This window comes from Allotamlana fucoidanivorans (assembly GCF_006265225.1).
Lineage (GTDB): Bacteria > Bacteroidota > Bacteroidia > Flavobacteriales > Flavobacteriaceae > Allotamlana > Allotamlana fucoidanivorans.
Window position 1 is genome coordinate 179,883 of record NZ_VDCS01000002.1, and the last position, 25,115, is coordinate 204,997.

Genomic DNA, 25,115 nt, shown 5'->3' on the forward strand with positions numbered 1-25,115 from the left:
GTAGTTGAATTTAAAAAAGTGTTGTGGTAACACTTTTTTGGAAACTTATTGCCCTTAGCTATTTGATGCAAAATTAAATATTTATATGATTTGAACATAATTTTTAATGCCCAATTATTAATAAAATAAGAAAAGAGGTGATATCTTACTTTTGTTGTAAAACACCACCTCTTTTGAATATGCTTATTTCTATTTTATTTTACGTATTGAATGCTTTCTGACACCTCATTAATACTATCAAAAAAGCCTTGATCATCCATCCATTTATCACTGTATATTTTACTCATATACCGTGCACCATGATCTGGATATATAGCAACAACACAATCTCCCTTCTTAAATCGACCTTCCTCTCCTAATTGCTTTAAAGCCTGAGTAACAGCGCCCGAAGTATACCCCACAAACATACCCTCAGCCTTAGCGATAGCTCTTGCGGTATGTGCACTATCTTCATCAGTAACTTTGACAAATTCATCAATCACATCAAAATCAGTAGCTGTAGGAATCAAATTTTTTCCTAAACCTTCTATTCGGTAAGGATAAATTTCTTTTTCATCAAACTCTCTGGTTTCGTGATATTTTTTAATTACCGAACCAAAAGCATCTACACCTATAACCTTAATATCAGGGTTTTTCTCCTTTAAAAATTTTGCCGTACCAGAAATAGTACCTCCTGTACCACTACAAGCAATAAGATGTGTTATTTTACCTTCTGTTTGATTCCAAATTTCAGGTCCTGTTGAATTATAATGAGCATCAATATTTAATTGATTAAAATACTGATTTATATATACAGATCCCTTAATTTCATTATGCAAGCGTTTAGCAACTTCATAGTAAGATCTAGGATCATCAGCACTAACGTGTGCTGGACAAACATAAACCTTAGCCCCCATAGTTTTTAGCATGTCAATCTTATCAGGAGACGATTTAGAACTTACTGCCAGTACACAATCATACCCTTTTATAATACTTACCATAGCAATACTAAACCCTGTATTCCCAGAAGTAGTTTCTATGATGGTATCACCCGGTGTAAGAATGCCTTGTTTTTCGGCCTGTTCAATAATGTAAAGTGCTATCCTGTCTTTGGAAGAGTGTCCTGGGTTAAACGATTCAACTTTAGCGTAAAAGTCACCATCAAACTCTGAGACTATTCTATTAAGTTTAACAAGTGGTGTGTCACCTATTAGGTCTAATATATTATCAAATACTTGATTTTTTTGTGTCATATAACATTTTTAAAAACCGTTACATTTTCACTAAAATGAGGTGGTAGTTTAAAACCTGACAAAAGTAAGACATTTTTTTTTATTAACCATGAACTCCTTCTAAATCTAATAAAAAGGCATATTCTAAAGCCACTTCTTTTAGACTTTCAAAGCGTCCTGAAGCCCCTCCATGACCAGAATCCATATCTGTATGTAGCAGTAATAAATTAGCGTCCGTTTTTAATTCACGTAGTTTAGCTACCCACTTTGCAGGTTCCCAATACTGTACCTGAGAATCATGAAGTCCAGTAGTAACCAAAGTATTTGGATAATTTTTTTTTTGAACATTATCATAAGGTGAATATGATTTCATATACGTATAAAACCTTTCTTCATTAGGATTTCCCCATTCATCATACTCCCCTGTTGTTAACGGTATGGTGTCATCAAGCATGGTAGTCACCACGTCTACAAAAGGCACAGCCGCTATCACACCATGATATAATTCAGGATTCATATTAATAACAGCCCCCATCAATAACCCACCAGCAGATCCACCGTAGGCATACAAATGTTTGTTTGAGGTGTATTTTTCCTCAATTAAAAATTTAGAACAATCAATAAAATCGGTAAACGTGTTTTTTTTTGTTAATAATTTACCATTTTCATACCATGCTCTTCCTAAATACTCCCCTCCTCTAACATGGCAAATGGCATAAATAAACCCTCTATCAATTAAACTTAACCGAATACTTGAAAAAGACGGATCAATAGTTGAGCCATAAGAACCATAAGCATATTGAAGCACAGGATTGGAGCCATTTAATATCATCCCTTTTTTATACACCATTGAAATTGGTATTTTCACCCCATCCCTACTTAGGGCCCAAACGCGTTTAGACTCATAATTTTCTTTTTTAAAGGCTCCTCCTAAAACTTCTTGTTCTTTTTTAATGACAAAAGTTTTACTTTTAAAATTATAGTCAATGACCGAACTTGGGGTGGTTAGGCTATTGTAGGCGTAACGCAATTCATTGCTATTAAAATCGGGATTATTTCCAATATATGCGGTATAGGCTTCAGAATCAAAATTCAAATAATAATCTTCGTCTCCTTTCCAACTCATTATTCTAATATTATTCAATCCATTTTCCCGTTCATTGACCACCAAATAATCTTTGAAAATTTCAATATCTTCTATTAAAACCAAAGCTCTGTGCGGAATAACATCTTGCCAGAAAACTTTTTCTGTTTGATTTACACTCGTTTTTGAAACTTTAAAATTGGTAGCTCCATCAGCATTTGAAATCACATAAAATTCATCTTTGTAATGGGCTAAATTATACTCTAAATCTTTTGTGCGTTTTTGAAACACTTTAAAGACTCCTTCTGGATTATTAGCATCTAAAAAACGGTATTCGGTTGATAGCGTACTTGCCGCACCAATCATGATATATTCCTTCGATTTTGTTTTATAAACAAAGGTATTAAAGGTTTCATCGGTTTCATGATACACTTCAATATCGGCCACACTATCTGTATGTAATATATGTTTGAAAATTTTATGAGACCGCAAAGTCACGTCATCTTTTCTGGCATAAAAAAGCGTTTTATTATCATTCGCCCAAGTAGCACTACCCGTTGTATTTAATATCTTGTCACTGTAAATTTCTCCTGTTACCAAATTTTTAATTTGAATGGTATATTGTCTTCTGCTTACAGTATCTGTTGAAAACGCCGCCATCGTATTATCTGGACTTATGGAAATGCCACCTAGATTAAAGTAGGCATGCGGTTTTGCTAGCTCATTACAATCAAACATCACCTCTTCTTCAGCGTCTAGTGTTTCCTTTTTTCTTACATAAATAGGATAATCTTTCCCTGACTCATATTTAGTAATATACCAATATCCATTGAGCTTATAAGGAACTGTAGTATCATCTTCCTTTATTCGGGCTTTCATTTCTTCAAATAATACCTTCTGAAAGGGCTCTGTATGCTGCATTACTGCTTTGGTATATGCGTTTTCTGCATTTAAATAATCAATAACTTCTGGGCTTTCTCTATCATTTAACCAATAGTAATCATCTATTCTAACATCATTATGAATCTTTAACTCTTTTGGTTTTTTGGTGGCTATTGGTGCTTTAGGAAACTTATTTTTTGTCATTGTCTCATTTCATTTTCAACGCGCCAAAAATAAGGTTTAAGATTATTTTTAAACTGTTTTTTGATTTTTAAATTTTAACCAGTCAAAATAATCGCTTTATTTAATAATTTTGTCGTAATTAAAATTATAGAAACTATGTTTGGAGATATGATGAATATGATGGGTAAATTAAAAGAAACCCAACAAAAAGTAGAGGATACAAAAAAACGTTTAGACACCGTTTTAATAGATCAAGCTAGCCACGACAATAAACTGAAAGTTACACTAACCGCTAATAGAACTATTAAATCTATTGCTATTGATGATGCCTTGTTAGAAGATAAAGAACAACTGGAAGATTACTTAATTCTTACCTTAAATAAAGCCATTGAAAAGGCAACCAGCGTAAACGAAACAGAAATAGCTGCTGTTGCTAAAGAAGGCATCCCTAACATTCCGGGGTTAGATTTGTTTAAATAGATACAATTTTATTTATCAAGCGTTAACTAACATTGTGTTGCAACTCTTTCAAAATATCATAATTAACAGGAAAGATTTATAGCACTTTATAATTTAGTACATTTACCAACCTAATTTAATAATCAAAAAAATGTCTGTTGCCCAAAAAAATTATAAGCGTGTTACCGTAAAAACATTAGTTGATATGAAAGCTAATGGTGAAAAAATATCTATGTTAACGGCTTATGACTATACCATGGCTAAAATTGTAGATGGTGCTGGTATAGATGTTATTCTGGTAGGAGACTCTGCCAGTAATGTTATGGCTGGACATGAAACAACGCTTCCTATCACACTAGACCAAATGATTTATCATGCATCATCTGTGGTTAGAGCCATTTACAGAGCCTTAATAGTAGTTGATTTACCTTTTGGAAGTTATCAAAGTGACCCTAAAGAGGCCCTACGTTCTGCCATAAGAATTATGAAAGAAAGTGGGGCGCATTCGGTAAAATTAGAAGGCGGTAAAGAAATCAAAGAGTCTATAAAGCGTATTTTGAATGCAGGTATCCCTGTTATGGGACATTTAGGGTTAACACCGCAATCTATATATAAATTTGGAACCTATACCGTTCGTGCTAAAGAAGAAGAAGAAGCTCATCGCTTAATTAGCGATGCCAAAATGCTGGAACGCTTAGGTTGTTTTGCTATTGTTTTAGAAAAAATCCCTGCTAAATTAGCCAAACAAGTGGCTGAAAGTGTGCGTATACCTATTATTGGTATTGGCGCTGGCCCTGATGTTGATGGTCAGGTTTTGGTTTTACATGATATGCTGGGCATGACCCATGAATTTAACCCGCGTTTTCTAAGAAGATACCTTAACCTATTTGACGATATGACTAATGCCATTGCGCAATATGTTGATGATGTAAAAACGCGTGATTTCCCTAACAAAAGTGAACAATATTAAGGGGTAAATACGGTGTCTGAAAAAGTTATATCTAACAAAAACAACTTACAGGTTCTTTACGAAGACAATCATATCATCATTGTAAATAAACGTGCAGGTGATATTGTACAAGGCGACAAAACAGGTGATAAACCTTTGAGTGATGTTGTTAAAGATTACATCAAAGATAAGTATAACAAACCTGGTAATGTTTTTTTGGGCACGGTGCACCGATTGGACCGACCAACCACGGGGTTAGTAATTTTTGCCAAAACAAGCAAGGTACTCCCCCGCCTTAATAAGTTATTCTTATCTAAAGACATAAAAAAAACCTACTGGGCACTGGTTAAAAACCACCCCAAAAAACGTAGTGACACGCTAGTTCATTGGCTTAAAAAAAACCCAAACAACAATAAGTCGAAAGCGTATTCAAGGGAAGTTAAAGACAGTAAAAAAGCTATTCTACATTACACGGTTAAAAAGAAACTTGATCATTATGTTTTACTTGAGGTTACACTTGAAACGGGCAGGCACCATCAAATTCGCGCACAACTTGCCGAAATTGGTTGCCCTATTAAAGGCGATTTAAAATATGGCTTTGATAGGAGTAACAGGGATGCTAGTATCAGTTTACATGCCAGACACATTGAGTTTATCCACCCTGTAAAAAAAGACGCCATTAGCATTGATGCGCCTTTACCTAATGATCCGCTTTGGGCTGCTTGTTTCGCATAAATTAGATATATTTATAGAACTAAATTATCCTATGTGGAACATATTGAATCTATTGTAAATAAGCAGCGGGCTTTCTTTAAAACACATCAAACAAAATCTGTCACAGCCAGAATCACCTATTTAAAGGCTTTAAAAAGTAAAATCAAAGATTCTGAAGTATTGATTTTCAATGCCTTAAATAAAGATTTTAAAAAACATAAATTTGAAACCTATTTAAGTGAGGTTGGTTTGGTGCTTTCTCAACTAGATTTAGTCATTAAAAAACTAAAATATTGGACAAAAAACCAATATGTATGGCCATCATTACTTAGCTTTCCTTCAAAAGATTATATGTACAAAGAGCCTTATGGCTCCATTTTGGTTATTGCCCCCTGGAATTATCCGTTTCTTTTGGCTTTTGAACCCTTAATCATGGCAATAGCGGCTGGTAATACAGTTGTTTTAAAGCCAAGTGAACTCACAAAAAACACCTCAAAATTAATTTCACAAATTATTCAAAAAGTGTTCCCAGAAGATTGGGTTATTGCTGTAGAAGGTGATGCCGAAGTGGCCTCTCAGTTACTCGCCCAAAAATGGGACTTTATTTTCTTTACAGGAAGCACAAAAGTTGGTAAAATAGTAGCCAAGGCGGCCGCAAAATACCTGACACCTGTAGTTCTCGAATTAGGAGGAAAATCTCCTTGCATTATTGACGACACTATCGATTTAAAATTAGTGGCCAGACGATTAGTTTGGGGCAAACTTCTTAATGGTGGGCAAACCTGTATTGCTCCCGACTACGTTATTGTAAAAGCCGAAATAAAAGAAGCTCTAGTCACCAACTTAATACAGGAGATTACAAAACGCTATGGAACAGACGCGAAATTATCAGAAGATTTTCCAAGAATTATAAATGATGTGCACACAAAAAGATTGGCAAACCTGATGCAAAATCAACATATTGTATTTGGCGGAGCTATTCATTTAAATTCCTGCTTCGTTGCGCCTACCTTGATAGACAATCCTAAACTTGATAGCCCCATCATGAAGGAAGAAATTTTTGGACCTATACTGCCTATACTATCTTTTCAAACAGAAAAGGATATTGAGCATATCCTTTGGAATTTAGACAAACCATTGGCATGTTATATATTTTCAAAAAATAAGACCTTTATAAAATCTATTTTAAAAACTTTTAGCTTTGGTGGTGGTGTTATTAATGATACCTTAATTCATTTTGGAAACCCCAAATTACCCTTTGGAGGTGTTGGCGCCAGTGGTTTAGGCCATTATCATGGCAAATATGGTTTTGATACTTTTACGCATCATAAATCTATTGTAAAACGTGGTACTTGGGCAGATCCTTCTTTTAGATATGCGCCGTATAATGGTAAACTCAAGGTTCTTAAAAAATTATTTAGATGGTTGGGCTAACCATTAGGTTATTAAACGGATAAGTTAAAACAAGTTCCACCCCTTTTCCTGGTTCAGATTGAATATTTATACTAGAGTGTATTAACTTTGCTCTACTCATCATATTTAACAAACCTGAACCTTTTTCAACCGTATCAGTGTCAAATCCTTTACCATCGTCTTTAACTGTAATTACTAAGTTATCAATCTGATAATCAAGCTTAATATTAATATGGTCAGCTTCGGAATATTTTACTGAATTTGATAAAAACTCTTGAATAATTCTGAACAATATAATTTCATGCTTTTTATTTGAAAATGTTCTGGTCTGCCCTAATATTTTAAGCTCAGCACCTTTAAACTTCATCTTTTTTAATCGATTCAATTCATTGTTTATAGACTTTTCAAAGCCTAGGTTTAATATCACATCATTGTTAAGTGTTTTTGAAAGTGCCCTAACCTCTGCCAAGCTTTCTTTTAACGCCTCTGAAGTATCTTTGAATTTTTCTTTAACATCATTTGGCACTTGCATTTTTAAAATACTCAATTGCATATTAGCAAATGATAACAACTGGCCAATATTATCATGGAGTTCCCAGCCTACATTTTTTAAAGTTTGCTCTTGGGTTTCTGTTTGAGCTTGAGCAATTTCAGCTTCAAAAGCCTGCTGTTGTTTTATACGGTCTTGAAGTAATTTATTTTTTCGTTTTAGAAACACTACAAAAAATACAATAACCAATGTGGTTACTATAACTAATACACCAATCATATAAACCAACAGATAACGCTCTGCTGCTGTACTTACTATTCGTTCTGTGGTTTGCACCATATTAAAGCAAAGGTAAAGGTTAAATACATGCATAAATTGGCAAATAAATAAATTTCCCATTTTAGAAAAATAAAATTCCAATCGAAATGCGCATTATAAATATCATAGAACACCAAAGGCGTTATAATGAGCCACCAAATAAAGATAGCCGCACTAATATAAAAATTTAATGACTTGTAGAAGGTAAGTATCTTGTCACTCTGTAAAACTTCAATAAAGTAAAACATGGTACACAAAAAAATAATAACAGCACCTAAAACACTTATAATTGGAAAAAACTGCTTAAAAAAAGCCTCCCAGTGCCATATTATATAAATTACTGAAAACCCTAAAAATATGCATCCCGCATATTTTAGTATTTGCTTAAAACGTTTTTTCTGGAGTATCATGTAATAATAAAAAGCAAAAAAGAGAATAGCCCCTACTTTCCAATAAATTGTAGTCCACCAATAATTACGCACCAATTTAGTACCTTGTAAAAACGAAAAAAAACCGTTTTGTATATGATGCACATAGTTATTGGCATAATCGCAAATAGTTAAATATACTAGAAACCAAATAAAGTATCTTGCCGTAGTAAGTCTATACTTTTTGTAGCATATTAAGGCTGTTATAGCTGATAAACCCTCTAAAATTGAATAAATTGCGTTGTAATGTTCTAATAAAAAATCGTTCATAAAGACCTATATCAACTTCAATGCTTATCAGTGATTTTAGATTTTTTTGCCTCTTGTCTGCACCATATAAAAGCAAAGGTAAACGTTAAATACATAAAGAGATTAACAAATAAATAAATATACCGTCTCAGAATGATGTAAGCTCTATCTTTAATTGGAACACCTATTTCATACGCAGAATAACCATCATAAAACACAATTGGTGTTATAACGAGCCACCAAATAAATAAGACAAAACTAATGTAGAAATTTATAAATTTATAGAAATTAAGTAGCTTATCAGAATTTAAAAGTTCAATAAAATAGAATATGCTACATAACATAATAAGCACTGCTCCAAAAACTTTAATACTTGGAAAAAACCTTGAAAAGTAAGCATCAAAATTTAAACCAATATAAATAAAAGCAAATATCAAGAATATTATATTACTTACTTTAAGTGTAACTTTAAACACATGTGTTTGAAGTATTTTTTCAAAATAAAACGTATAAAATACTATGGCGCCTATACTCCAATATAAGGTAGACCACCAATAATTTTTCTCTATAAGGGTTCCTATTAAAAAACTAAAAATTTTATCGGGTTCAACTAACCAAGTGTAGAAACCAATAAAATCACATATAGCAATACAGACCAAAAAGTAAATGAAATATCTGGTATAGGTATGCCTATAATATTTAAGAACGAGTAAACCTGTTAAGGCTGCTAACAACTCTACACCACTTATCAACCAAACATAATTTCTTAGTAAAAACCCTCCCAATAGCGTTGTGTTCCGTTTTAATGTTCTAAAAAAATAATAGCGTTATTTTATATTGAGAATTATTGTGGATAACCACCTTGGCCACCACCACCTTCATTTAATGGACCAACAGGTATTGTTTTATCCCCCTGAATATTTAAATTAACACTATTAGCTTCTGAAAGCGATTTTTTTCCAGTAGGCACTATAAACATAGTCGTTAAATCCTGTTTGCTTTGTCCTGCGTTTTTACCATACACCCCTAAATAAATACGAATACCTGTCATATCAAATCCTAAGATTTTAGATTCTTGTTTGGCGTAATTCAAATAATCTTCTACATCGGTTAAAGACCAATCAACGGAACGGTCGTCTACGCTTCTTCCTTGTTTTGCTGCTGCCGAATCTACCGCCTTTTTTCTGTATTTAGTCCAATTGTTACTCAATGCAGTCGCCTCTTCAACAGTAATGACACCTTTGGGTTTGGTGATAACTACTTCTTCAGTATCAACAGTTCTTGGGCAAAAATAATAGGTTAAAATAGCACCAATGGCAAATCCTATTAAGATATAAGCTAAGTTTTTCATTGTTTTGGTGTGTTAGTTATTATACTAAAATAAAGAAAACTTCTGGGACTACACGAATTTACGACGGAAATCCTAGTATATTTCCCATTCCCACAGTAAACAACCAGCAACCATAAATGGTATGTTCTATACTCACCAAAAGTGTAGAACGCGTTTTTTGATAAGTGCCTGCAAACAATAAACCTCCAATAAACGTAAGTACTAAAACCAAATTATTCTTAAAAAACAAGTGCCCCAATGTAAATAAAGCTGCGTTGAGTAATACAAAACCAATTTTACTTTTTACTAAAGTCTCATATCTGTAAAAGAAAAACGTTCGGTATAAAATTTCCTGAGGATACACAGAAAATACGGTATAAATAAACAGAATCATCAACCATAATTTGGGCTTGTTAAGTACAACAAAAAAAAGTAACTCCTTATTAGTAAACCAAATAAAAAAGGTTGTCAGCAAGGCTATAAGTAAAAACTTTATCAATGTCTGCTTCAAAAATAAGTGCCAATTGAGATGTTTTGATATATTGAGTGGTAACTTTTCTACCACAGTAAGCACATAAACCACATAGAGGAAACCAATAACCCCCAAACCTAATTTTAGCCATATTGAATAATTAATCATAAAGCTTAAAGGAATCACTACAAAAAGAATTAAACCTTCTAATACTTTATACGCTCTAACTTTCATTCTATAAATTTATAGCGGTTTCATGTTTTACTTCATTAATAACAAACATGCTATGCGTACTACCAATATGATTAATCTTGGTTAGTTTTTTTACCATAAATTCTCTGAAAGCTTCCATGTCCTTAACGATAACTTTTAGTAAATAATCATAATCACCACTTATATGATAACATTCTAAAACTTCATTAAGCTGTTTTACTTCTTTTTCAAAACGTACTACAAAATCCTGACTATGCTGCACTAGTTTTATGTGGCAAAACACCATAAAATTGCGCTCTAGCCTTAACTTATTCACTTTAGCCACATACCCATCAATAACACCTTCACGTTCCAGTTTTTTTATCCGCTCAAAAACAGCGGTAACTGAAAGCCCTAACTTAAGGGACAGTGCTTTGTTAGTTTGTTTACTATCCTCTTGCAAGAACTTAAGGAGCTTAATATCGGTATCATCAAAGGTTACCATTGAAAAATTTTCTTTTTGACGTGAATACAATTTGAATATACTATTTTATTTTCTATAAAAATAAATTTAAATAGAATAATATTTTATAAAATTAATTAACTATTGATTTTTACACATATATAAAAGACATTTGAATAAAATTAAAATCAACATCATGGCTTTTAAACCCGCAAATAACATTCAGGATTTGCAGTATTTTGGTGAATTTGGAGGCGTAAATCCATCTATTTCCGATTCATCCACCTACACCTTTCTTTCTGCAAAAACCATGTTTGACACCTTTGAAGGAAATGCCGATGGTTGTTATTTATACTCCAGGCATTCATCACCTTCAAACCTATACCTTGGAGAAGCTTTAGCCGCTATGGAAGGCACCGAAACGGCTAATGTATCAGCTTCTGGAATGGGAGCTATTACAGCGGTACTCATGCAACTTTGTGATGCTGGAGATCATATTGTTTCTAGCCGCACTATTTATGGCGGTACGTATGCTTTTCTTAAAAATTTTGCTCCAAAATTTAATATGAGCACCAGCTTTGTTGCTATTACTAATTTAGAAGCCGTAGAAGCTTCTATTACCAGTAAAACAAAAGTGTTGTATTGTGAATCGGTCAGTAACCCGCTTTTAGAAATTGCTGATATAAGAGGTTTGGCGCGCTTAGCTAAAAAATACCAGTTAACCCTTGTGGTAGACAACACGTTTTCTCCTTTATCTATTTCACCAGCTACACTGGGAGCTGATATTGTTATTCATAGTTTAACTAAATTTATTAATGGGGCAAGTGATACCGTTGGCGGTGTTGTTTGTGCCTCGCAAGCATTTATCAATGATCTACGTCATGTGAATGACGGGGCTGCCATGCTTTTGGGGGCCACGATGGATAGTTTGAGAGCGTCATCAATTTTAAAAAACCTAAGAACGCTTCATATTAGAATGCAACAGCATAGTAAAAATGCACTTTATTTAGCTGAAAAATTTGAAGCAGATGGTTTAAAAACGGTATATCCTGGCTTAAGGTCTCATCCTTCGCATGTATTGTTCAAATCAATGATGAATACAGAATATGGGTTTGGTGGCATGCTCACTATTGATGTTGGCAGCATCACTAAAGCCAATGCGCTTATGGAATTGATGCAAAATCGAAACCTTGGCTACTTAGCGGTGAGTTTAGGGTTTTATAAGACGCTATTTAGTGCACCAGGCACCTCTACGTCTTCTGAAATTCCCGAAGAAGAGCAAAAAGATATGGGTTTAAGCAATGGGTTAATTAGATTTTCCATAGGATTAGATGCCGATATAGCCCGTACATATAGTATGATGAGAGATTGCATGGCAGAACTTAATATATTGACTTAATTTTACTTTCCCTTTAGGCGCTCCCATAGCGCACGTAATGCATCCGAAATATTATCTTCATTACGCCGAAATGGTTTCATATTCAATTCGCCTTGCTCATCATATAACACAAATTTAAAAACAGATGATTTAGAATTTTCTTCAATGGTTAGCGGATACCTTAAATCGTTATATTGATAGGTGTTCTCCCCTATTTTAAATATGCTATAATATTGATTACTAAACCACGCCAACTTTTTAACCCGCTTGTAGTCACGAGGCGACAATGCCCTTTCTTTTTTAAGTGCTTTAAAATCTGAAAATATATGCTCCTTATCTAACAATGAATAATACCCTACAAAATACGTAGAGTCTGTTTCGGCTATACCATACCATAAAATATTATTGAATATAGTGGGTTGTGTATAGCACCTTTTAAAATCTATTTTGTTCTTTTTTAATGACTTTTCAAAAGTTATATCCATATATATTTTATTACCAATAGTAAATAACATATATATAGAACTTATTACTATGCCTAATTTCAAAATGAAACGTCGTTTTATAGAGATGCGGTTAAAAAACATCAAAACTATCATACATAATAAGAAAGGCAAGGTGTAAATAGGATCTACCACCGCTATATTATTAAAAGCTACACGATAATTAGTAAACGGTGTAAAAAGTTGGGTGCCGTAAGGCGTAAAACAGTCTAATATGGGGTGTGTGAATAATGACCAAAAAAACAAAAGCGTCCAGCTGTGCTGTGTAGTAAGATGGCGTCGTTTGCCTGTGTTGTATAACTTGTAGACCAGCCATCCCAATAAAAACGCAGCTAAAACAGAAAACAAAATAGAATGCATAAACCCTCTATGAAATAGCATAGCATCTATTTCATTGCCATATAACCAACTACCAACTATAACATCTAGATCTGGAATAGTGCCTCCTATAGCTCCAAAGAGTAACGCTTTGTTACCTATTTTTTTTCCAAGTACAGCCTCTCCACAGGCTGCTCCCAATACAATTTGGGTTAATGAATCCATACTTTTCAAATTATCATGGGTAAAATTACGTAACTATTTCCATTTGCGTACATGCCTTGAAAATTGTAACATTACATGATAATTTCAAAGTTACATAATGGATAGCCAAGACATAACACCCAAAACACCACAAGAAGAAAATATTATTGAAAATAAAGAACTTAATATTTGGGAGGCTTTAATTCCTGTATTTGCTTTGGTTCTTTTGTTATTTTTCAATGTTTTTTTTGTTTTTGGAGATGATTCATTAAGTGGTAGTAACCAATTCATTTTACTTATAGGGGCAGCCATAGCAGCTATAGTAGGCTTTTTTAATAAAGTATCTTATGAACAAATGCTTGATGAAGTTGCTGAAAATATAAAGTCAACGGCTGGTGCTATTCTAATTTTACTCATGGTAGGCGCTTTGGCTGGAACTTGGCTAATTAGTGGTATTATTCCGTCTATGATTTATTATGGGTTGCAACTTTTAAACCCTACTATTTTTTTAGTAGCATCTGTAGTTATAAGTGCCATTATTTCAATAGCCACAGGAAGTTCTTGGACAACATCGGCCACCGTTGGTATTGCCTTAGTTGGTATAGGCAATACGCTAGGTATACCAATTGGCATGACAGCTGGAGCCGTACTTTCGGGGGCTTATTTTGGTGATAAAATGTCGCCTTTAAGCGATACCACAAATCTGGCTCCGGCTATGGCCGGGAGCGAATTGTTTTCACATATAAAATATATGGCATTAACCACCATACCAACTATTGTGATTACCCTTGTTGTTTTTATGATTATTGGCTTTACTATTGATACAACTGGGACTCCTAATATTTCAGGTAAGTTGACAGCAATTAAAGATGCTTTCAATATTTCTCCTTGGTTGTTTTTGGTACCATTAGCGGTTATTTTTATGATTATTAAAAAAACACCACCGTTAGTGGCTTTATTAGTTGGTACGCTTTTAGGAGGCGTGGCAGCCATTATAGTACAACCTGATATTGTAGTGTCTTTAGCAGGCGCTCAAGAATTGACATTTAATTCAGCATATAAAGGGGTTATGAACGCCATTACCGTTGATAGCGCCGTAGAAACCACTAGTGAAGAACTGAATGACTTGTTTACCTCTGGAGGCATGTCTGGTATGTTAGGAACCATATGGCTTATTATCTGTGCCATGGTTTTTGGGGGAGTCATGGATGCTATTGGTGCTCTTGCGAGGATAAGTCAGGCACTCCTCAATTTGGCCTCAACAACTTTCGGGCTTTTTGCTTCAACGGTAGCCAGTTGTTTAGCACTAAATGTAACCGCATCCGATCAATATTTAGCCTTGGTTGTACCAGGTAAAATGTTTAAAAAAGCTTATGAAGATAAAAATTTAGCTCCAGAAAATTTAAGTAGAACTTTAGAAGATTCTGGTACGGTAACCTCTGTACTTATTCCTTGGAACACCTGTGGTGCCTATCAATCTGGTGTATTAGGTGTTCCTGTTGCTGAGTATTTCTTTTTTGCTATTTTCAATTGGCTAAGCCCGTTCATGACGCTTATTTTCGCAGCTTTTCAAATCAAAATAAAGCAACTCCGTTCTAAATAGATTGAAATTATTTCATTTAGCAACTACCATAAACATTTTCTATTATTTAATAAGAAATTAAGATTTTATTTGCATCAAATAATGATGCCGTGTTTTATATTTGCCCTCGAAAATTAATAACATTATAAATATATTATACTATGGCATTAGTAGGAAAAAAATTTCCAGATTTATACGTTGACGCAATGAATGATTTAGGCGATACTTTTAAAGTAAACGTTCTTGAAGAAGCCATTAAAAACAAAAAGAAAGTGGTACTTTTCTGGTACCCCAAAGATTTCACATTTGTTTGTCCAACGGAATTGCACGCGTTTCAAGCGGCCTTACCTGAATTTGAAAAACGTAATACTATTGTAATTGGAGCATCATGCGATACCCCAGAGGTTCATTTTGCTTGGTTAAACACCGCAAAGAATAATGGCGGTATAGAAGGGGTAACCTATCCTATCCTAGCTGATAGCAATAGAAATTTATCAAGCATTTTAGGTATTTTAGATATCACAAGCGAAACGTTTGATGAAGAATCAGGTACCGTTCAAGTTGAAGGTGATAATGTGACTTACAGAGCCACTTATATCATTGATGAAGATGGTGTTGTGCAGCATGAAAGCATCAATAACATGCCATTAGGACGAAATGTTGGTGAATACATTCGTTTGGTAGATGCCCTAACTCACGTTCAAGAAAAAGGTGAAGTATGTCCAGCTAACTGGGAAGAAGGTAAAGAGGCGATGCATGCTAACAGAAATGGTGTTGCAGAATATCTTGCGGCTCACACAATCTAAATTTATTATGGTAAAAGAATTAGAACAAGATAATTTAAAAACTATTGTAACTGAAAACCATACAGTTGTGGTACAATATTCGGCTACTTGGTGTGGTAACTGTAGAATTATGAAGCCTAAGGTAAAAAAGTTAGCTTCAGAATTAACAGACATCACTTTTATTATCGCTGATGCGGAAAAATTTCCTGAAAGCAGAAAATTAGCTACGGTTGATAACTTACCAACTTTTGCTACATTTAAAAATGGAGCATTTGTGAATCAAGTTCAAACCAACAAGTTTGATGTTCTAAAAAACTTAGTAAATGAAGTTACCAGTAATTAAACACCTAACACAATTCATTGAGGAAAACGACGAGGATTTTGTTGTTGAAACCATTGAAACCTTAGAAGCTTTAACAGAAGTACCGTCATTAAAAGATGAAGAATTAGATGTTATTGGAGAATTGATATCTAATATGTATGGCGCTATTGAAGTCCATAAAATGATAAAAGATGGCACACCCAAAAAGGACGCTTTAAATGGTTTCATGAAACGTGTTATGGGGTCTATAGATACCTAGAAAAAGAAAAATTATTGCTTAAAAAACCACTTCAAGTGAAGTGGTTTTTTTGTTGCTTATTTCTATATGCGGTTGTAAAACATATTAGAAGGTTCTTTTGGACTTCCTATATTAAACTGGACATAAAAGAGGATAGAAAATGTTTGTTAGCTTTTATCTTAGAAATTATGAGAACTAAACCCAAACATTAAACTTTAGAATTTAAACACAAGGCAGTGGAGTTGAGCTATGCCAAAGGCAACGTAATACAAGTACGTGAAGGTTTAGATATATTTTAATAAGTACTTTATCATTAGCCTAGAGAGTTAAAGATTACGGTAACAACTTTTTTCTAGGCTGCGGTAGTTCTAAAATGACCGGTGAAGAAAAAGAGATAGCTCGATTAAAAAGGGCATTGAAAGAAGCTGAGTTACCCATCTTTGGATGGATGGAAACCTCTTAATGCTACTCAACAAGAAAGTGGTGAAGATAAAGATTGGGAAGCTTTTAAATCTTATTTCTGTGTTACGTAATAACTTTGATAAAAAGTTGAAATTTATTGCTAGTGATGTGATTGAAAAAGAAATAAGACTTGCTTCTTTTTTACATATGGATATTCCTACTAAAGAAATTGCCGGGATGCTAAACGTATTGCCTGAAAGTGCGCTTAAAGGCAAATATCAATTAAAAAGAAGCTTCAACTTGATAAGAAATCGGACCTTTACCAATTTCTTTATACTTTGTAAGTTCATATCTTTGAAACATGGAAATTGCTATTGAAAAGAACAAAAAACTAATTTTGTTTGACGGGGTTTGCAACCTGTGCAACAGCAGTGTGCAATATGTTATAAAACGAGACAAAAACAATTTGTTTTTATTTGCTCCCCTTCAAAGTAAAACAGGATATGAAATTTTGAAAACATTTCAAATTGATTCAAAAAAAACAGACTCCATTTTACTATACAATCCCTCTACTCATAAAATAAACTACAAAAGTACAGCTGCTTTAAACATAGCTAGTAAGCTTCGGTTTCCTACTAACCTTTTAGGCATCTTTCTAGTTATTCCCGTATGTATTAGAAATTGGGTATATGATTTTATTGCCAAAAATCGTTACAAATGGTTTGGTAAGCAAGATGCTTGCATGGTTCCTACTTCAAATTTGAAGGATAAATTTTTAAGTTAAAACAAAATTACTCTACCAAAGTACCCCACTCGGTCCAAGAACCATCATACACCGAAATATTATTATAACCCGCTACAGTAGCGCCTAAAGCCAAAACACATGCTGTTATTCCTGAACCACAAGAAAAAATGAGAGCTTCATCTTTTTCAGCTAACATATAAAATGCTTTTTCTAACTCCACTTTAGGTTTTAATTCACCATTTTCTAATAAATCTGTAAATGGTAAATTAACGGAGTTCGGAATGGTTCCACTACGTAATCCAGCTCTTGGCTCAGGAACTTCACAATTAAAACGTGCTTGTGACCTGGCATCAATGATAGTATATGATGTTTCTTGAGAAGCTTTTTTAACATCACCAAAAAACTTCATAAAGTTAGGTTGCAAATTAGCCGTGAAATTTCCTTTTCCTTCGGTATACACATTCATAAATTCTGTTGGATAACCAGCCTTCTGCCAAGTTGGAAATCCTCCATTTAAAACCGCTATATTATCAAAACCAAAAGCTTTAAATAACCACCAAACTCTAGCACTGGAGTAAATCCCCTTATCATCATAAACCACAATGGCACTATCTTGATTAACGCCTAATAATTGCGCCTCTTTTTGAAACTGCTCTTGTGAAGGAAAAGCACTAGGAAACGGATTAGAAACATCACTAAACTTTTGTTTAATATCAAAGAAACGAGCCTGAGGTATTTGAACCGATTCTGGATTAAATTCTTTATTTATAGTGCCATCAAGCACTATTAAATTATCTGCATTTATATTCTTAAAAAGCCACGCTGCAGATACTATAGGTGTGGTTAATTTTATTTGTAAACCCATTTTAGCTTTTAATTTTTATTTAACCTCATCATAGTGGTCATCCCATTCTTTAGGTTTAGGTTCGTGTAATTTGTTTAATGATTTGGCTACGACCATAGATACCGTAGCATCACCAGTAACATTTACCACAGTTCTACACATATCAAGAGGTCGGTCAACTGCAAAGATTAACGCAAGACCTATGGGCAATAAGTCTGCTGGAAATCCTATAGACTCTAAAACTATAATAAGCATTACCATACCAGCGCTTGGGACAGCGGCACTCCCTATAGATGCTAACAATGCAGTTAAAATAATAACCATCTGATTGGTAAAGGTTAACCCTTCTGGCCAAATAACCTGCATAATGAATACGGCTGCAATCCCTTGATATAAACTGGTACCATCCATATTAACTGTTGCTCCCACAGGTAATACAAAACCTGCCACCTCTTTATCAACTCCTAAATGTTCTTCAACGCGTTCCATTGTTACTGGAAGGGTTGCCGCACTACTACTGGTAGAAAAAGCCAATAATTGTGCTGGGCTAATTTCTTTTAAAAACCATAATGGTGACTTTTTTGTAAAAACACTCACTAAAACCAAATAGAACAGCACCATCAAAATTAAACCACCCACTACACATAAACCATACCATAAAAGCTTAAGTAAAACTTCAGTATCATCAAAAGCAATAATCACATTTGCCATGAGTGCAAAAACTGCGTAAGGTGCAAATAGCATAATTAAATCAACCATTTTCATGACGACTTCATTTAGTGAATCAAAGAAATCAACTAATGGTTTTGCCTTTTTATCACCAATAAGCAACAAACAAATTCCCACAAAAATGGCAAAAAATATGACTTGTAACATAGAAGCTTCAGCAAGCGCATTAAAAATATTACTCGGAAAAATATCAACCAATGCCTGCAATGGTCCTGATTCTTTTTGTGCGGTGGCTTTGGCTAATTTATCGGCTACGCCTGCATCATTTTCATATTTTAATTTAATTTTTTCTAAAGTATCTTGAGACATACCTTCGCCTGGTTTTAGTGTGTTTACAATACTCAAACCTAAAACTATAGCAACTAGTGTAGTACTGATATAAATACCTATGGTTCTTAATCCCATAGATTTAATTTTTGAAATATCTTTTAAATCAGAAATCCCTTTTATTAAAGAAGCTAATATCAACGGAACTGCAATAAGTTTTAAGAGATTTATAAAAATGGTACCAAAAGGTGCAATCCAGTCTATAACGAATTCTTTACCTCCTACACTATTCATTAGAAAACCAAAAATGACTCCAAGCAGCATTCCTATAATTATTTTCCAGTGCATTGCTAGTTTCTTCATAGATATTATTTATTTCATTACGTTTCAACTTGTGGTATAAACTTGACATATCAAATTAACCCAAACAAATATATTGAATTATAAATTTTTGCAGACTTGTAGAAAGTGCCTTTAAATTATTAAGAAAGTGAAGCGTATTATTCTTAGAACTTAATTGATATTATGTCTTTTGTTATATCAAAAAAGACAACACCTTTTAATCTTCTGGTTTACAATTAACACATTACTTTCTGTTCTCTGAAATCAAATTTAAAAAGCAAAAAACAGCTTCTATTGATAAATCTTATTGATTAGATAAAAATCTGCAAGGACCAAAGCAGCCATGGCTTCAACAATAGGCACAGCTCGCGGTACAACACAGGGATCGTGACGTCCTTTTCCTTGCATCTCTACTGGATTTCCATGTTTATCAATGGTTTCATACTTTTGAATCAGCGTAGCTACTGGTTTAAACGCTACATTAAAATAGATATCCATGCCATTACTAATACCTCCTTGAATACCTCCAGAATAGTTGGTTTTTGTACTTCCGTCTGAATTAAAAGCATCGTTATGCTCTGAACCATACATAGTACTACCGTTAAAGCCACTTCCGTACTCAAATCCTTTTACGGCATTAATAGACAACATAGCTTTTCCCAATTCTGCATGTAACTTATCAAAAACAGGTTCTCCTAAACCAGCAGGTACATTTTTAATTACACAACTTACAATACCTCCTACCGTATCTCCTTTACTACGCACTTGTTTAATGTAATCTTCCATTTTTGTTGCCATATCTTGGTCTGGACAACGTACAATATTTGATTCTATTGCAGATAAATCTATTTCAGTATAGGGTTTGTTGAGTTGCATAGTACCCACACCTGAAACATAGGCTTTTATTTCAATGCCTCTAAGTACTTGTTTTGCAATGGCACCAGCTACAACTCTACAGGCTGTTTCACGAGCAGAACTACGCCCACCGCCGCGGTAATCTCGTATACCATATTTTTTATCGTACGTATAATCGGCATGGCTTGGCCTATAGCTATCTTTTATATGTGAGTAATCGTGTGACTTCTGATTGGTGTTTTCTATTACAAAACCAATAGAGGTTCCTGTGGTGACTCCTTCAAAAATACCAGAATGAAACTTAACCGTATCTGGCTCTTTACGTTGAGTTACAATAGCTGATTGCCCCGGTTTTCTTCGGTTTAATTCATTTTGAATTTCTTCTAAATCTAACTTAATTCCAGACGGACAACCATCAATAACACCGCCTAAAGCTGGTCCATGTGATTCTCCATATGTTGTTAATGTGAAAAGTTTTCCAAATGAATTTCCTGCCATAATACATTTTTTTTGCTAAAGTAAATCTATTCTAAGACATACAAAAGTGAAATGATATGATTGCTCAAAAAACCTGAGTAATTTGCTAGCTAGTTTCCTTGTTAAATAACATTATAAACATACAAGTAAAACCAAAAAAAGGATTAAAAAACCTTTGTAAAAACTACTACATTAAAATTATCATATCTAAAACCATAATATTTTAAAAAATTAAAGTTCCACATATCAATAATTCATACAAACCCTATAACCTTTATATTTAAAAATCACTTTTAAATATTAAAGTTCTAAAAGTGCTTTGATTTCATAGAAACTATTTACCTCATATTTTGCTTGATAATTTGATTGGAAATCTGTCACCTTGTTCTTATGAATATTTTGACCATGGTCAATCAAACGAATGGTAATCCAATTTAATTCATTTGGGGTAACAAAATCTTTTTTTAAATTATCTGCTATATAATAATATTGTGCATCACCATAAATGTTTTCAAAATACTTGTAATTTCTTAAACTGGGTTTTTCACTTCCAAATTCTTCTGAAATTAAAACCTCTTTAACAAAAGACTCTAAGCCCAAAGCTCTTATTTTATTTCTTTGCTGTGTACTGCGTCCGTCTGTTAAAATTCCGATAGGTATATTTTTATTGACCAAACTTTTTAATAAGTCTAATCTATCTGGAGTAAGGAAAACATTTGGAACATGGTTTCTATACATGATTAATAAATCAGAAACACTCAAGTCTACATTATACACTTCAAGAACCTTTTTAAAGACATTTTCTTTATTGTTGTACCATGTTAGCATATCTGAATAAACACATCCTTTTGAAACTTTTTTAAGTTTACTTATTTTATTAGCAATAGCGTTGTAAGCTGATTTCAAAAAATCAATTTCTTGGTACAGTGTATCATCTAAATCAAAAACAACTACTTTTTCAACTTTCATAGTTAATAACTAAATATAAACCAGCACTAAACAGATAGTTTTCTAAGTATTTGTATAAGTTTATTGTGTTTATCGTCATCATAATCCAAGTGAGTAACCATACGCAATTTACTATCCCCCATATTGATAATATGAACATGATGAGCTTCTAGTAATTTTACAAATGCTTTATCATCAATATGCCGTTCTAATTCAAATATAACAATGTTTGTTTCAATGGGCTCTACAGTCCTAATAAATGCTAATTTTGATAACTCCTGTCCTATTTCCTTGGCACGTCTATGATCATCAGCCAATCTTTCTATATGATGATCTAGAGCATACAAACCAGCAGCGGCTAAATACCCTACCTGCCTCATATTGCCTCCAAAAACCTTTCTTATTCTTAACGCATCCTCCATAATATTGTCGTTTCCAATTAAAATTGACCCAACCGGACACCCTAATCCCTTACTTAAGCAGACTGAAATAGTATCAAATGCGTTCCCATAATCGGTCAAAGATTCTTTTTTTTCAACCAAGGTATGCCATAATCTAGCCCCATCTAAATGAAACCCTAAGTTATGGGTTCGGCACACTTTACTTATTTTCATAATTTCTTTAAAATCCCAACATGCTCCTCCCCCTTTATTTGTTGTGTTTTCTATTTCAACCAAAGTAGACTTGCTATAATAGTAAGCATCTGGATTTATCGCATTTACAACTTGCTCTGCTGTAAACATACCTCTATACCCATCAATAAGTTTACAGGACACCCCACTGTTAAATGACACCCCTCCTGATTCATAATTATAAATATGGGCATACTTGTCACAAATAACTTGATCTCCAGGCTTCGTATGAAGTTTTATAGCCGTTTGATTTGCCATGGTTCCGCTAGGAAAAAATAGCGCGGTGTCTTTATTAAAAAGACTGGCCATTTTTTTTTCTAATTGGTTCATGGTTTCATCCTCCCTAAAGACATCATCACCAACTTCTGCTTGCATCATAGCTTCTAACATATGTTGTGTTGGTTTGGTTACTGTATCACTTCGAAGATCTATTATCATACCTTTAAATAACTAAATTTTAATGTTGAAAATTAATAAAAGTAAATTTAAATGAATTCTATAACTGACACATATTCTTATAGTAAATACCCTATTTTTCCATTTGACGAAAAAACAAGTAAATGGACAAAAAAAAAACAAGGTATGCATAAGATTAACTACTTTAGTATTTATTAAGCTATTAATCAAACACATAGGAAAAATGAAAAATTTTACAAAATTACTATTAATTCTTTGCTTTGTCGCATTTTCTTGCCAAAATGAAAATGTGAATTCAGAGCAGATGACTGAACAAGATTTACAGTCATTTGATGTTTTAACAACTACATGTACAGTTATTGATGCGGATAGATGTTATATAACGGGGCAACCTTCAGCTAATTTTTGGTGGCCTAATTTAACGAACAACAATGATTATTTTAACCCTACAACATATTTTGGTTCTGATGCAGAAAATGGTGTGAGTTTATCGTTTATGGAATATCCTGATGGAACGGCTCACATTTCTGGAACTACTATTAACTCTACAGGGTGTTTAGTTACAGTTGATGTATATTTGAAAGACAAGATGGATTGGACAACTTGGTCTGATTCTTTTGGAAACAATGGTCAGTTTAAAGATGAATCACCAAATAACTGTTCAAATATAGATAAAGAAACACTTTCATATTATGTTATAGATCCTGAAAAAAGTACAATTACAGCCACTGGAGGAAGTTGCTATGAAGAAGGAACTTATGATGTTATTCAACGTCCTGATGCTGATGATCCTAATACCCCTCATTTTGGAATTTATGTTGGTACAGGAGGTGCGAATTTTCATGGAGCAGATCCTGACGCTTATGGGTTAAGCGGATGGGGTTGGATGATCCACCAAGAAACTGGTAATAAATATGTGATGGACTTCAATTTTGCTACTGAATGTAGGACTACTGGATCAGACTGTGAAACTGCCTTTGCTAGAGGTAATGATGGTAATATTTGTTTTATTGATGAAGGTTTCAGTAATAAACGTTGGGGATGGAGAATTGTACTTCCTGAACCAGGAGAATATAGTTTTGAGGTTTATGCTGGCGCTGGTCAGTGTGATATATCAAAAGGAGTTAAAGTAGGTACCGTTGATGTTACCTACGCTAATGGCACTGTAGAAGTTGTTTATAATATAGATGAAGGTTATGAATTAAGAGAAACCCACGTTTATGCTGGTAAGGCAGATTACCCAACCAATAAAAAGGGTAAAAAGACTGTTGCTCCTGGCCAATATACTATTGGAACAGGTTTAGAAGGCGCAATAAGTATTATAGTGCATGCAGTAGTTTGTAATTAACATTGTGCTACGTTTTAAAGACAAATAATAAAAAAAACCTAAGATTAATTTCTTAGGTTTTTTTTATTTATAAATTTCTGCCCAAAAATCGAATAAATATAAATCATGATATCGATATTTTAATCGATATCATTTCAAGAATTAGTGACTTAATGATTCCAAAAATTATACATTTTTGCTGGTTAAGCGAAAATAAATATCCAAGAGATGTTAAAAAAAATCTTTCTATTTGGAAAAAGCAGCTGCCAGATTATCAATTTATTTTGTGGGATTCTAAAAAATTTGATGTTAATGTAACCGAATGGACCAAACAAGCTTTTGAAGTAAAAAAGTATGCTTTTGCAGCTGATTATATCAGATTTTATGCTGTTTATAATTATGGAGGGATTTATCTAGATACAGATGTAGAAGTATTAAAAAAGTTTGACAACCTCCTTCATCTGCCATATTTCATAGGAAGTCAATTTGATAATCTTATTGAAGCCGCCATTTTCGGGGCTGAGAAAAAATCCGATTGGGTTTTAGATTGTATGAAATATTATGAAAACAGACATTTCATTAAAGAAAATGGGCAAATGGATTTAAAGATATTACCAGAAATTATGCAAACTCAAATTGAGAAAAGAAGAAAACTCATTTTTCTAAATAATTCCATTGAAATCAAAAACATTTCTAGATTTATTGTTAACTCAAATATATTTTATGTTCTTCCTTTCGAATATTTTAGTCCTAAGAATCATCAAACAAGAAAAATATCGCTAACTAGCGAAACATATACAATACATCACTATAATAGTTCTTGGCTCCCACTTTCTTCTAAGATACGTTTGAATCTTATAAGGTTATTTGGTGTTAACCTTACCGAAAAATTCATAAATCTATTAAACTTGAGAAAATGCTACAGCCTACTCAAAAGACGTAAAACTTGAAGTAACGTATTTA

Annotated in this window: 27 protein-coding genes and 1 pseudogene; 14 read left to right on the forward strand and 14 right to left on the reverse strand. The window is 33.5% G+C overall.

The annotated features are described in order from the left end of the window. Window positions 1–194 precede the first annotated feature (194 nt). Window positions 195–1,232, reverse strand: coding sequence for a PLP-dependent cysteine synthase family protein (locus tag FGF67_RS02430; RefSeq protein ID WP_139694875.1), 1,038 nt, complete (start codon window positions 1,230–1,232; stop codon window positions 195–197). Between the two features lie 82 nt (window positions 1,233–1,314). Next, window positions 1,315–3,381: a S9 family peptidase gene (locus FGF67_RS02435; RefSeq protein WP_139694876.1), complete on the reverse strand. Its 2,067-nt coding sequence runs from the start codon at window positions 3,379–3,381 to the stop codon at window positions 1,315–1,317. A 135-nt stretch (window positions 3,382–3,516) separates the two neighbouring features. Here FGF67_RS02435 and FGF67_RS02440 point away from each other — a divergent pair, with 135 nt between their 5' ends. The 4 genes from FGF67_RS02440 to FGF67_RS02455 all read left to right on the forward strand — a co-directional run bounded on the left by FGF67_RS02440 (window position 3,517) and on the right by FGF67_RS02455 (window position 6,916). Next, a complete protein-coding gene (locus FGF67_RS02440) occupies window positions 3,517–3,840 on the forward strand; it encodes a YbaB/EbfC family nucleoid-associated protein (RefSeq protein WP_139694877.1) in 324 nt (107 codons plus the stop codon). Between the two features lie 130 nt (window positions 3,841–3,970). Next, entirely contained in the window at window positions 3,971–4,789 is an 819-nt protein-coding gene (panB, locus tag FGF67_RS02445) for a 3-methyl-2-oxobutanoate hydroxymethyltransferase (RefSeq protein WP_139694878.1), read from the forward strand. Window positions 4,790–4,801: 12 nt separating this feature from the next. Next, the gene (locus FGF67_RS02450) at window positions 4,802–5,503 is read left to right on the forward strand and encodes an RluA family pseudouridine synthase (protein ID WP_139694879.1); all 702 of its coding nucleotides are present in this window, start codon (window positions 4,802–4,804) and stop codon (window positions 5,501–5,503) included. A 9-nt stretch (window positions 5,504–5,512) separates the two neighbouring features. Beyond that, a complete protein-coding gene (locus tag FGF67_RS02455; protein WP_139694880.1) occupies window positions 5,513–6,916 on the forward strand; it encodes an aldehyde dehydrogenase in 1,404 nt (467 codons plus the stop codon). On the opposite strand, the gene FGF67_RS02460 is transcribed toward FGF67_RS02455, so the two are convergent. From FGF67_RS02460 to FGF67_RS02485, 6 genes are read right to left on the reverse strand one after another with little or no spacing between them, the layout of a single operon-like run. Beyond that, complete coding sequence (locus tag FGF67_RS02460) at window positions 6,900–7,724, reverse strand: sensor histidine kinase (protein ID WP_139694881.1); 825 nt, start codon at window positions 7,722–7,724, stop codon at window positions 6,900–6,902. The two genes, FGF67_RS02455 and FGF67_RS02460, sit on opposite strands and share 17 nt — an antisense overlap. Then, complete coding sequence (locus tag FGF67_RS02465) at window positions 7,700–8,401, reverse strand: hypothetical protein (protein ID WP_139694882.1); 702 nt, start codon at window positions 8,399–8,401, stop codon at window positions 7,700–7,702. The genes FGF67_RS02460 and FGF67_RS02465 overlap by 25 nt, the downstream gene beginning before the upstream one ends. A gap of 17 nt (window positions 8,402–8,418) precedes the next feature. Further along, the gene (locus FGF67_RS02470; RefSeq protein ID WP_139694883.1) at window positions 8,419–9,165 is read right to left on the reverse strand and encodes a hypothetical protein; all 747 of its coding nucleotides are present in this window, start codon (window positions 9,163–9,165) and stop codon (window positions 8,419–8,421) included. A 59-nt stretch (window positions 9,166–9,224) separates the two neighbouring features. Beyond that, window positions 9,225–9,731 (reverse strand): hypothetical protein, encoded by a 507-nt coding sequence (locus FGF67_RS02475; protein ID WP_139694884.1) that lies wholly within the window; start codon window positions 9,729–9,731, stop codon window positions 9,225–9,227. Window positions 9,732–9,789: 58 nt separating this feature from the next. After that, on the reverse strand, window positions 9,790–10,416 hold the full coding sequence (locus tag FGF67_RS02480) for a CPBP family intramembrane glutamic endopeptidase (protein ID WP_139694885.1): 627 nt from the start codon (window positions 10,414–10,416) through the stop codon (window positions 9,790–9,792). 1 nt (window position 10,417) lies between these two features. Next, window positions 10,418–10,879: an Lrp/AsnC family transcriptional regulator gene (locus tag FGF67_RS02485; RefSeq protein WP_139695013.1), complete on the reverse strand. Its 462-nt coding sequence runs from the start codon at window positions 10,877–10,879 to the stop codon at window positions 10,418–10,420. A gap of 154 nt (window positions 10,880–11,033) precedes the next feature. On the opposite strand from FGF67_RS02485, the gene FGF67_RS02490 reads away from it, so the two are divergent. Then, entirely contained in the window at window positions 11,034–12,236 is a 1,203-nt protein-coding gene (locus FGF67_RS02490) for an aminotransferase class I/II-fold pyridoxal phosphate-dependent enzyme (protein WP_139694886.1), read from the forward strand. A 2-nt stretch (window positions 12,237–12,238) separates the two neighbouring features. On the opposite strand, the gene FGF67_RS02495 is transcribed toward FGF67_RS02490, so the two are convergent. Next, window positions 12,239–13,261, reverse strand: a complete 1,023-nt coding sequence (locus FGF67_RS02495; protein ID WP_139694887.1) for a metal-dependent hydrolase — start codon at window positions 13,259–13,261, stop codon at window positions 12,239–12,241. 97 nt (window positions 13,262–13,358) lie between these two features. On the opposite strand from FGF67_RS02495, the gene nhaC reads away from it, so the two are divergent. The 7 genes and pseudogenes from nhaC to FGF67_RS02525 all read left to right on the forward strand — a co-directional run bounded on the left by nhaC (window position 13,359) and on the right by FGF67_RS02525 (window position 17,353). After that, window positions 13,359–14,843, forward strand: coding sequence for a Na+/H+ antiporter NhaC (gene nhaC, locus FGF67_RS02500; RefSeq protein WP_139694888.1), 1,485 nt, complete (start codon window positions 13,359–13,361; stop codon window positions 14,841–14,843). Window positions 14,844–14,983: 140 nt separating this feature from the next. Beyond that, a complete protein-coding gene (locus tag FGF67_RS02505) occupies window positions 14,984–15,628 on the forward strand; it encodes a peroxiredoxin (protein WP_139694889.1) in 645 nt (214 codons plus the stop codon). Between the two features lie 7 nt (window positions 15,629–15,635). Continuing rightward, window positions 15,636–15,950 carry a thioredoxin family protein gene (locus tag FGF67_RS02510; protein WP_139694890.1) on the forward strand — a complete coding sequence of 105 codons (315 nt, stop codon included), beginning with the start codon at window positions 15,636–15,638 and terminating at the stop codon, window positions 15,948–15,950. Then, on the forward strand, window positions 15,931–16,188 hold the full coding sequence (locus FGF67_RS02515) for a DUF6952 family protein (protein WP_139694891.1): 258 nt from the start codon (window positions 15,931–15,933) through the stop codon (window positions 16,186–16,188). The genes FGF67_RS02510 and FGF67_RS02515 overlap by 20 nt, the downstream gene beginning before the upstream one ends. Before the next feature lie 167 nt (window positions 16,189–16,355). Further along, window positions 16,356–16,600, forward strand: a pseudogene (locus tag FGF67_RS17500) (IS3-like element ISLbl1 family transposase); the annotation flags it as partial. 11 nt (window positions 16,601–16,611) lie between these two features. Beyond that, window positions 16,612–16,947 carry a hypothetical protein gene (locus FGF67_RS02520; protein WP_139694892.1) on the forward strand — a complete coding sequence of 112 codons (336 nt, stop codon included), beginning with the start codon at window positions 16,612–16,614 and terminating at the stop codon, window positions 16,945–16,947. Beyond that, the gene (locus tag FGF67_RS02525; protein WP_139694893.1) at window positions 16,931–17,353 is read left to right on the forward strand and encodes a thiol-disulfide oxidoreductase DCC family protein; all 423 of its coding nucleotides are present in this window, start codon (window positions 16,931–16,933) and stop codon (window positions 17,351–17,353) included. Before FGF67_RS02520 ends, FGF67_RS02525 begins: the two co-directional genes overlap by 17 nt. A 7-nt stretch (window positions 17,354–17,360) precedes the next feature. On the opposite strand, the gene FGF67_RS02530 is transcribed toward FGF67_RS02525, so the two are convergent. From FGF67_RS02530 to FGF67_RS02550, 5 genes are all read right to left on the reverse strand, one after another. Beyond that, window positions 17,361–18,179 (reverse strand): sulfurtransferase, encoded by an 819-nt coding sequence (locus FGF67_RS02530; protein ID WP_139694894.1) that lies wholly within the window; start codon window positions 18,177–18,179, stop codon window positions 17,361–17,363. A 15-nt stretch (window positions 18,180–18,194) separates the two neighbouring features. Then, the gene (locus tag FGF67_RS02535; RefSeq protein WP_139694895.1) at window positions 18,195–19,517 is read right to left on the reverse strand and encodes a dicarboxylate/amino acid:cation symporter; all 1,323 of its coding nucleotides are present in this window, start codon (window positions 19,515–19,517) and stop codon (window positions 18,195–18,197) included. A 270-nt stretch (window positions 19,518–19,787) separates the two neighbouring features. Beyond that, window positions 19,788–20,849 carry a chorismate synthase gene (gene aroC, locus FGF67_RS02540; protein WP_139694896.1) on the reverse strand — a complete coding sequence of 354 codons (1,062 nt, stop codon included), beginning with the start codon at window positions 20,847–20,849 and terminating at the stop codon, window positions 19,788–19,790. Between the two features lie 279 nt (window positions 20,850–21,128). Further along, the gene (locus FGF67_RS02545; RefSeq protein WP_139694897.1) at window positions 21,129–21,797 is read right to left on the reverse strand and encodes an HAD family hydrolase; all 669 of its coding nucleotides are present in this window, start codon (window positions 21,795–21,797) and stop codon (window positions 21,129–21,131) included. Window positions 21,798–21,823: 26 nt separating this feature from the next. Further along, complete coding sequence (locus tag FGF67_RS02550) at window positions 21,824–22,846, reverse strand: threonine aldolase family protein (protein WP_139694898.1); 1,023 nt, start codon at window positions 22,844–22,846, stop codon at window positions 21,824–21,826. A gap of 202 nt (window positions 22,847–23,048) precedes the next feature. On the opposite strand from FGF67_RS02550, the gene FGF67_RS02555 reads away from it, so the two are divergent. Further along, the gene (locus tag FGF67_RS02555; protein ID WP_139694899.1) at window positions 23,049–24,173 is read left to right on the forward strand and encodes a hypothetical protein; all 1,125 of its coding nucleotides are present in this window, start codon (window positions 23,049–23,051) and stop codon (window positions 24,171–24,173) included. A gap of 152 nt (window positions 24,174–24,325) precedes the next feature. Beyond that, window positions 24,326–25,102: a glycosyltransferase family 32 protein gene (locus tag FGF67_RS02560; RefSeq protein WP_139694900.1), complete on the forward strand. Its 777-nt coding sequence runs from the start codon at window positions 24,326–24,328 to the stop codon at window positions 25,100–25,102. Window positions 25,103–25,115 lie beyond the last annotated feature (13 nt).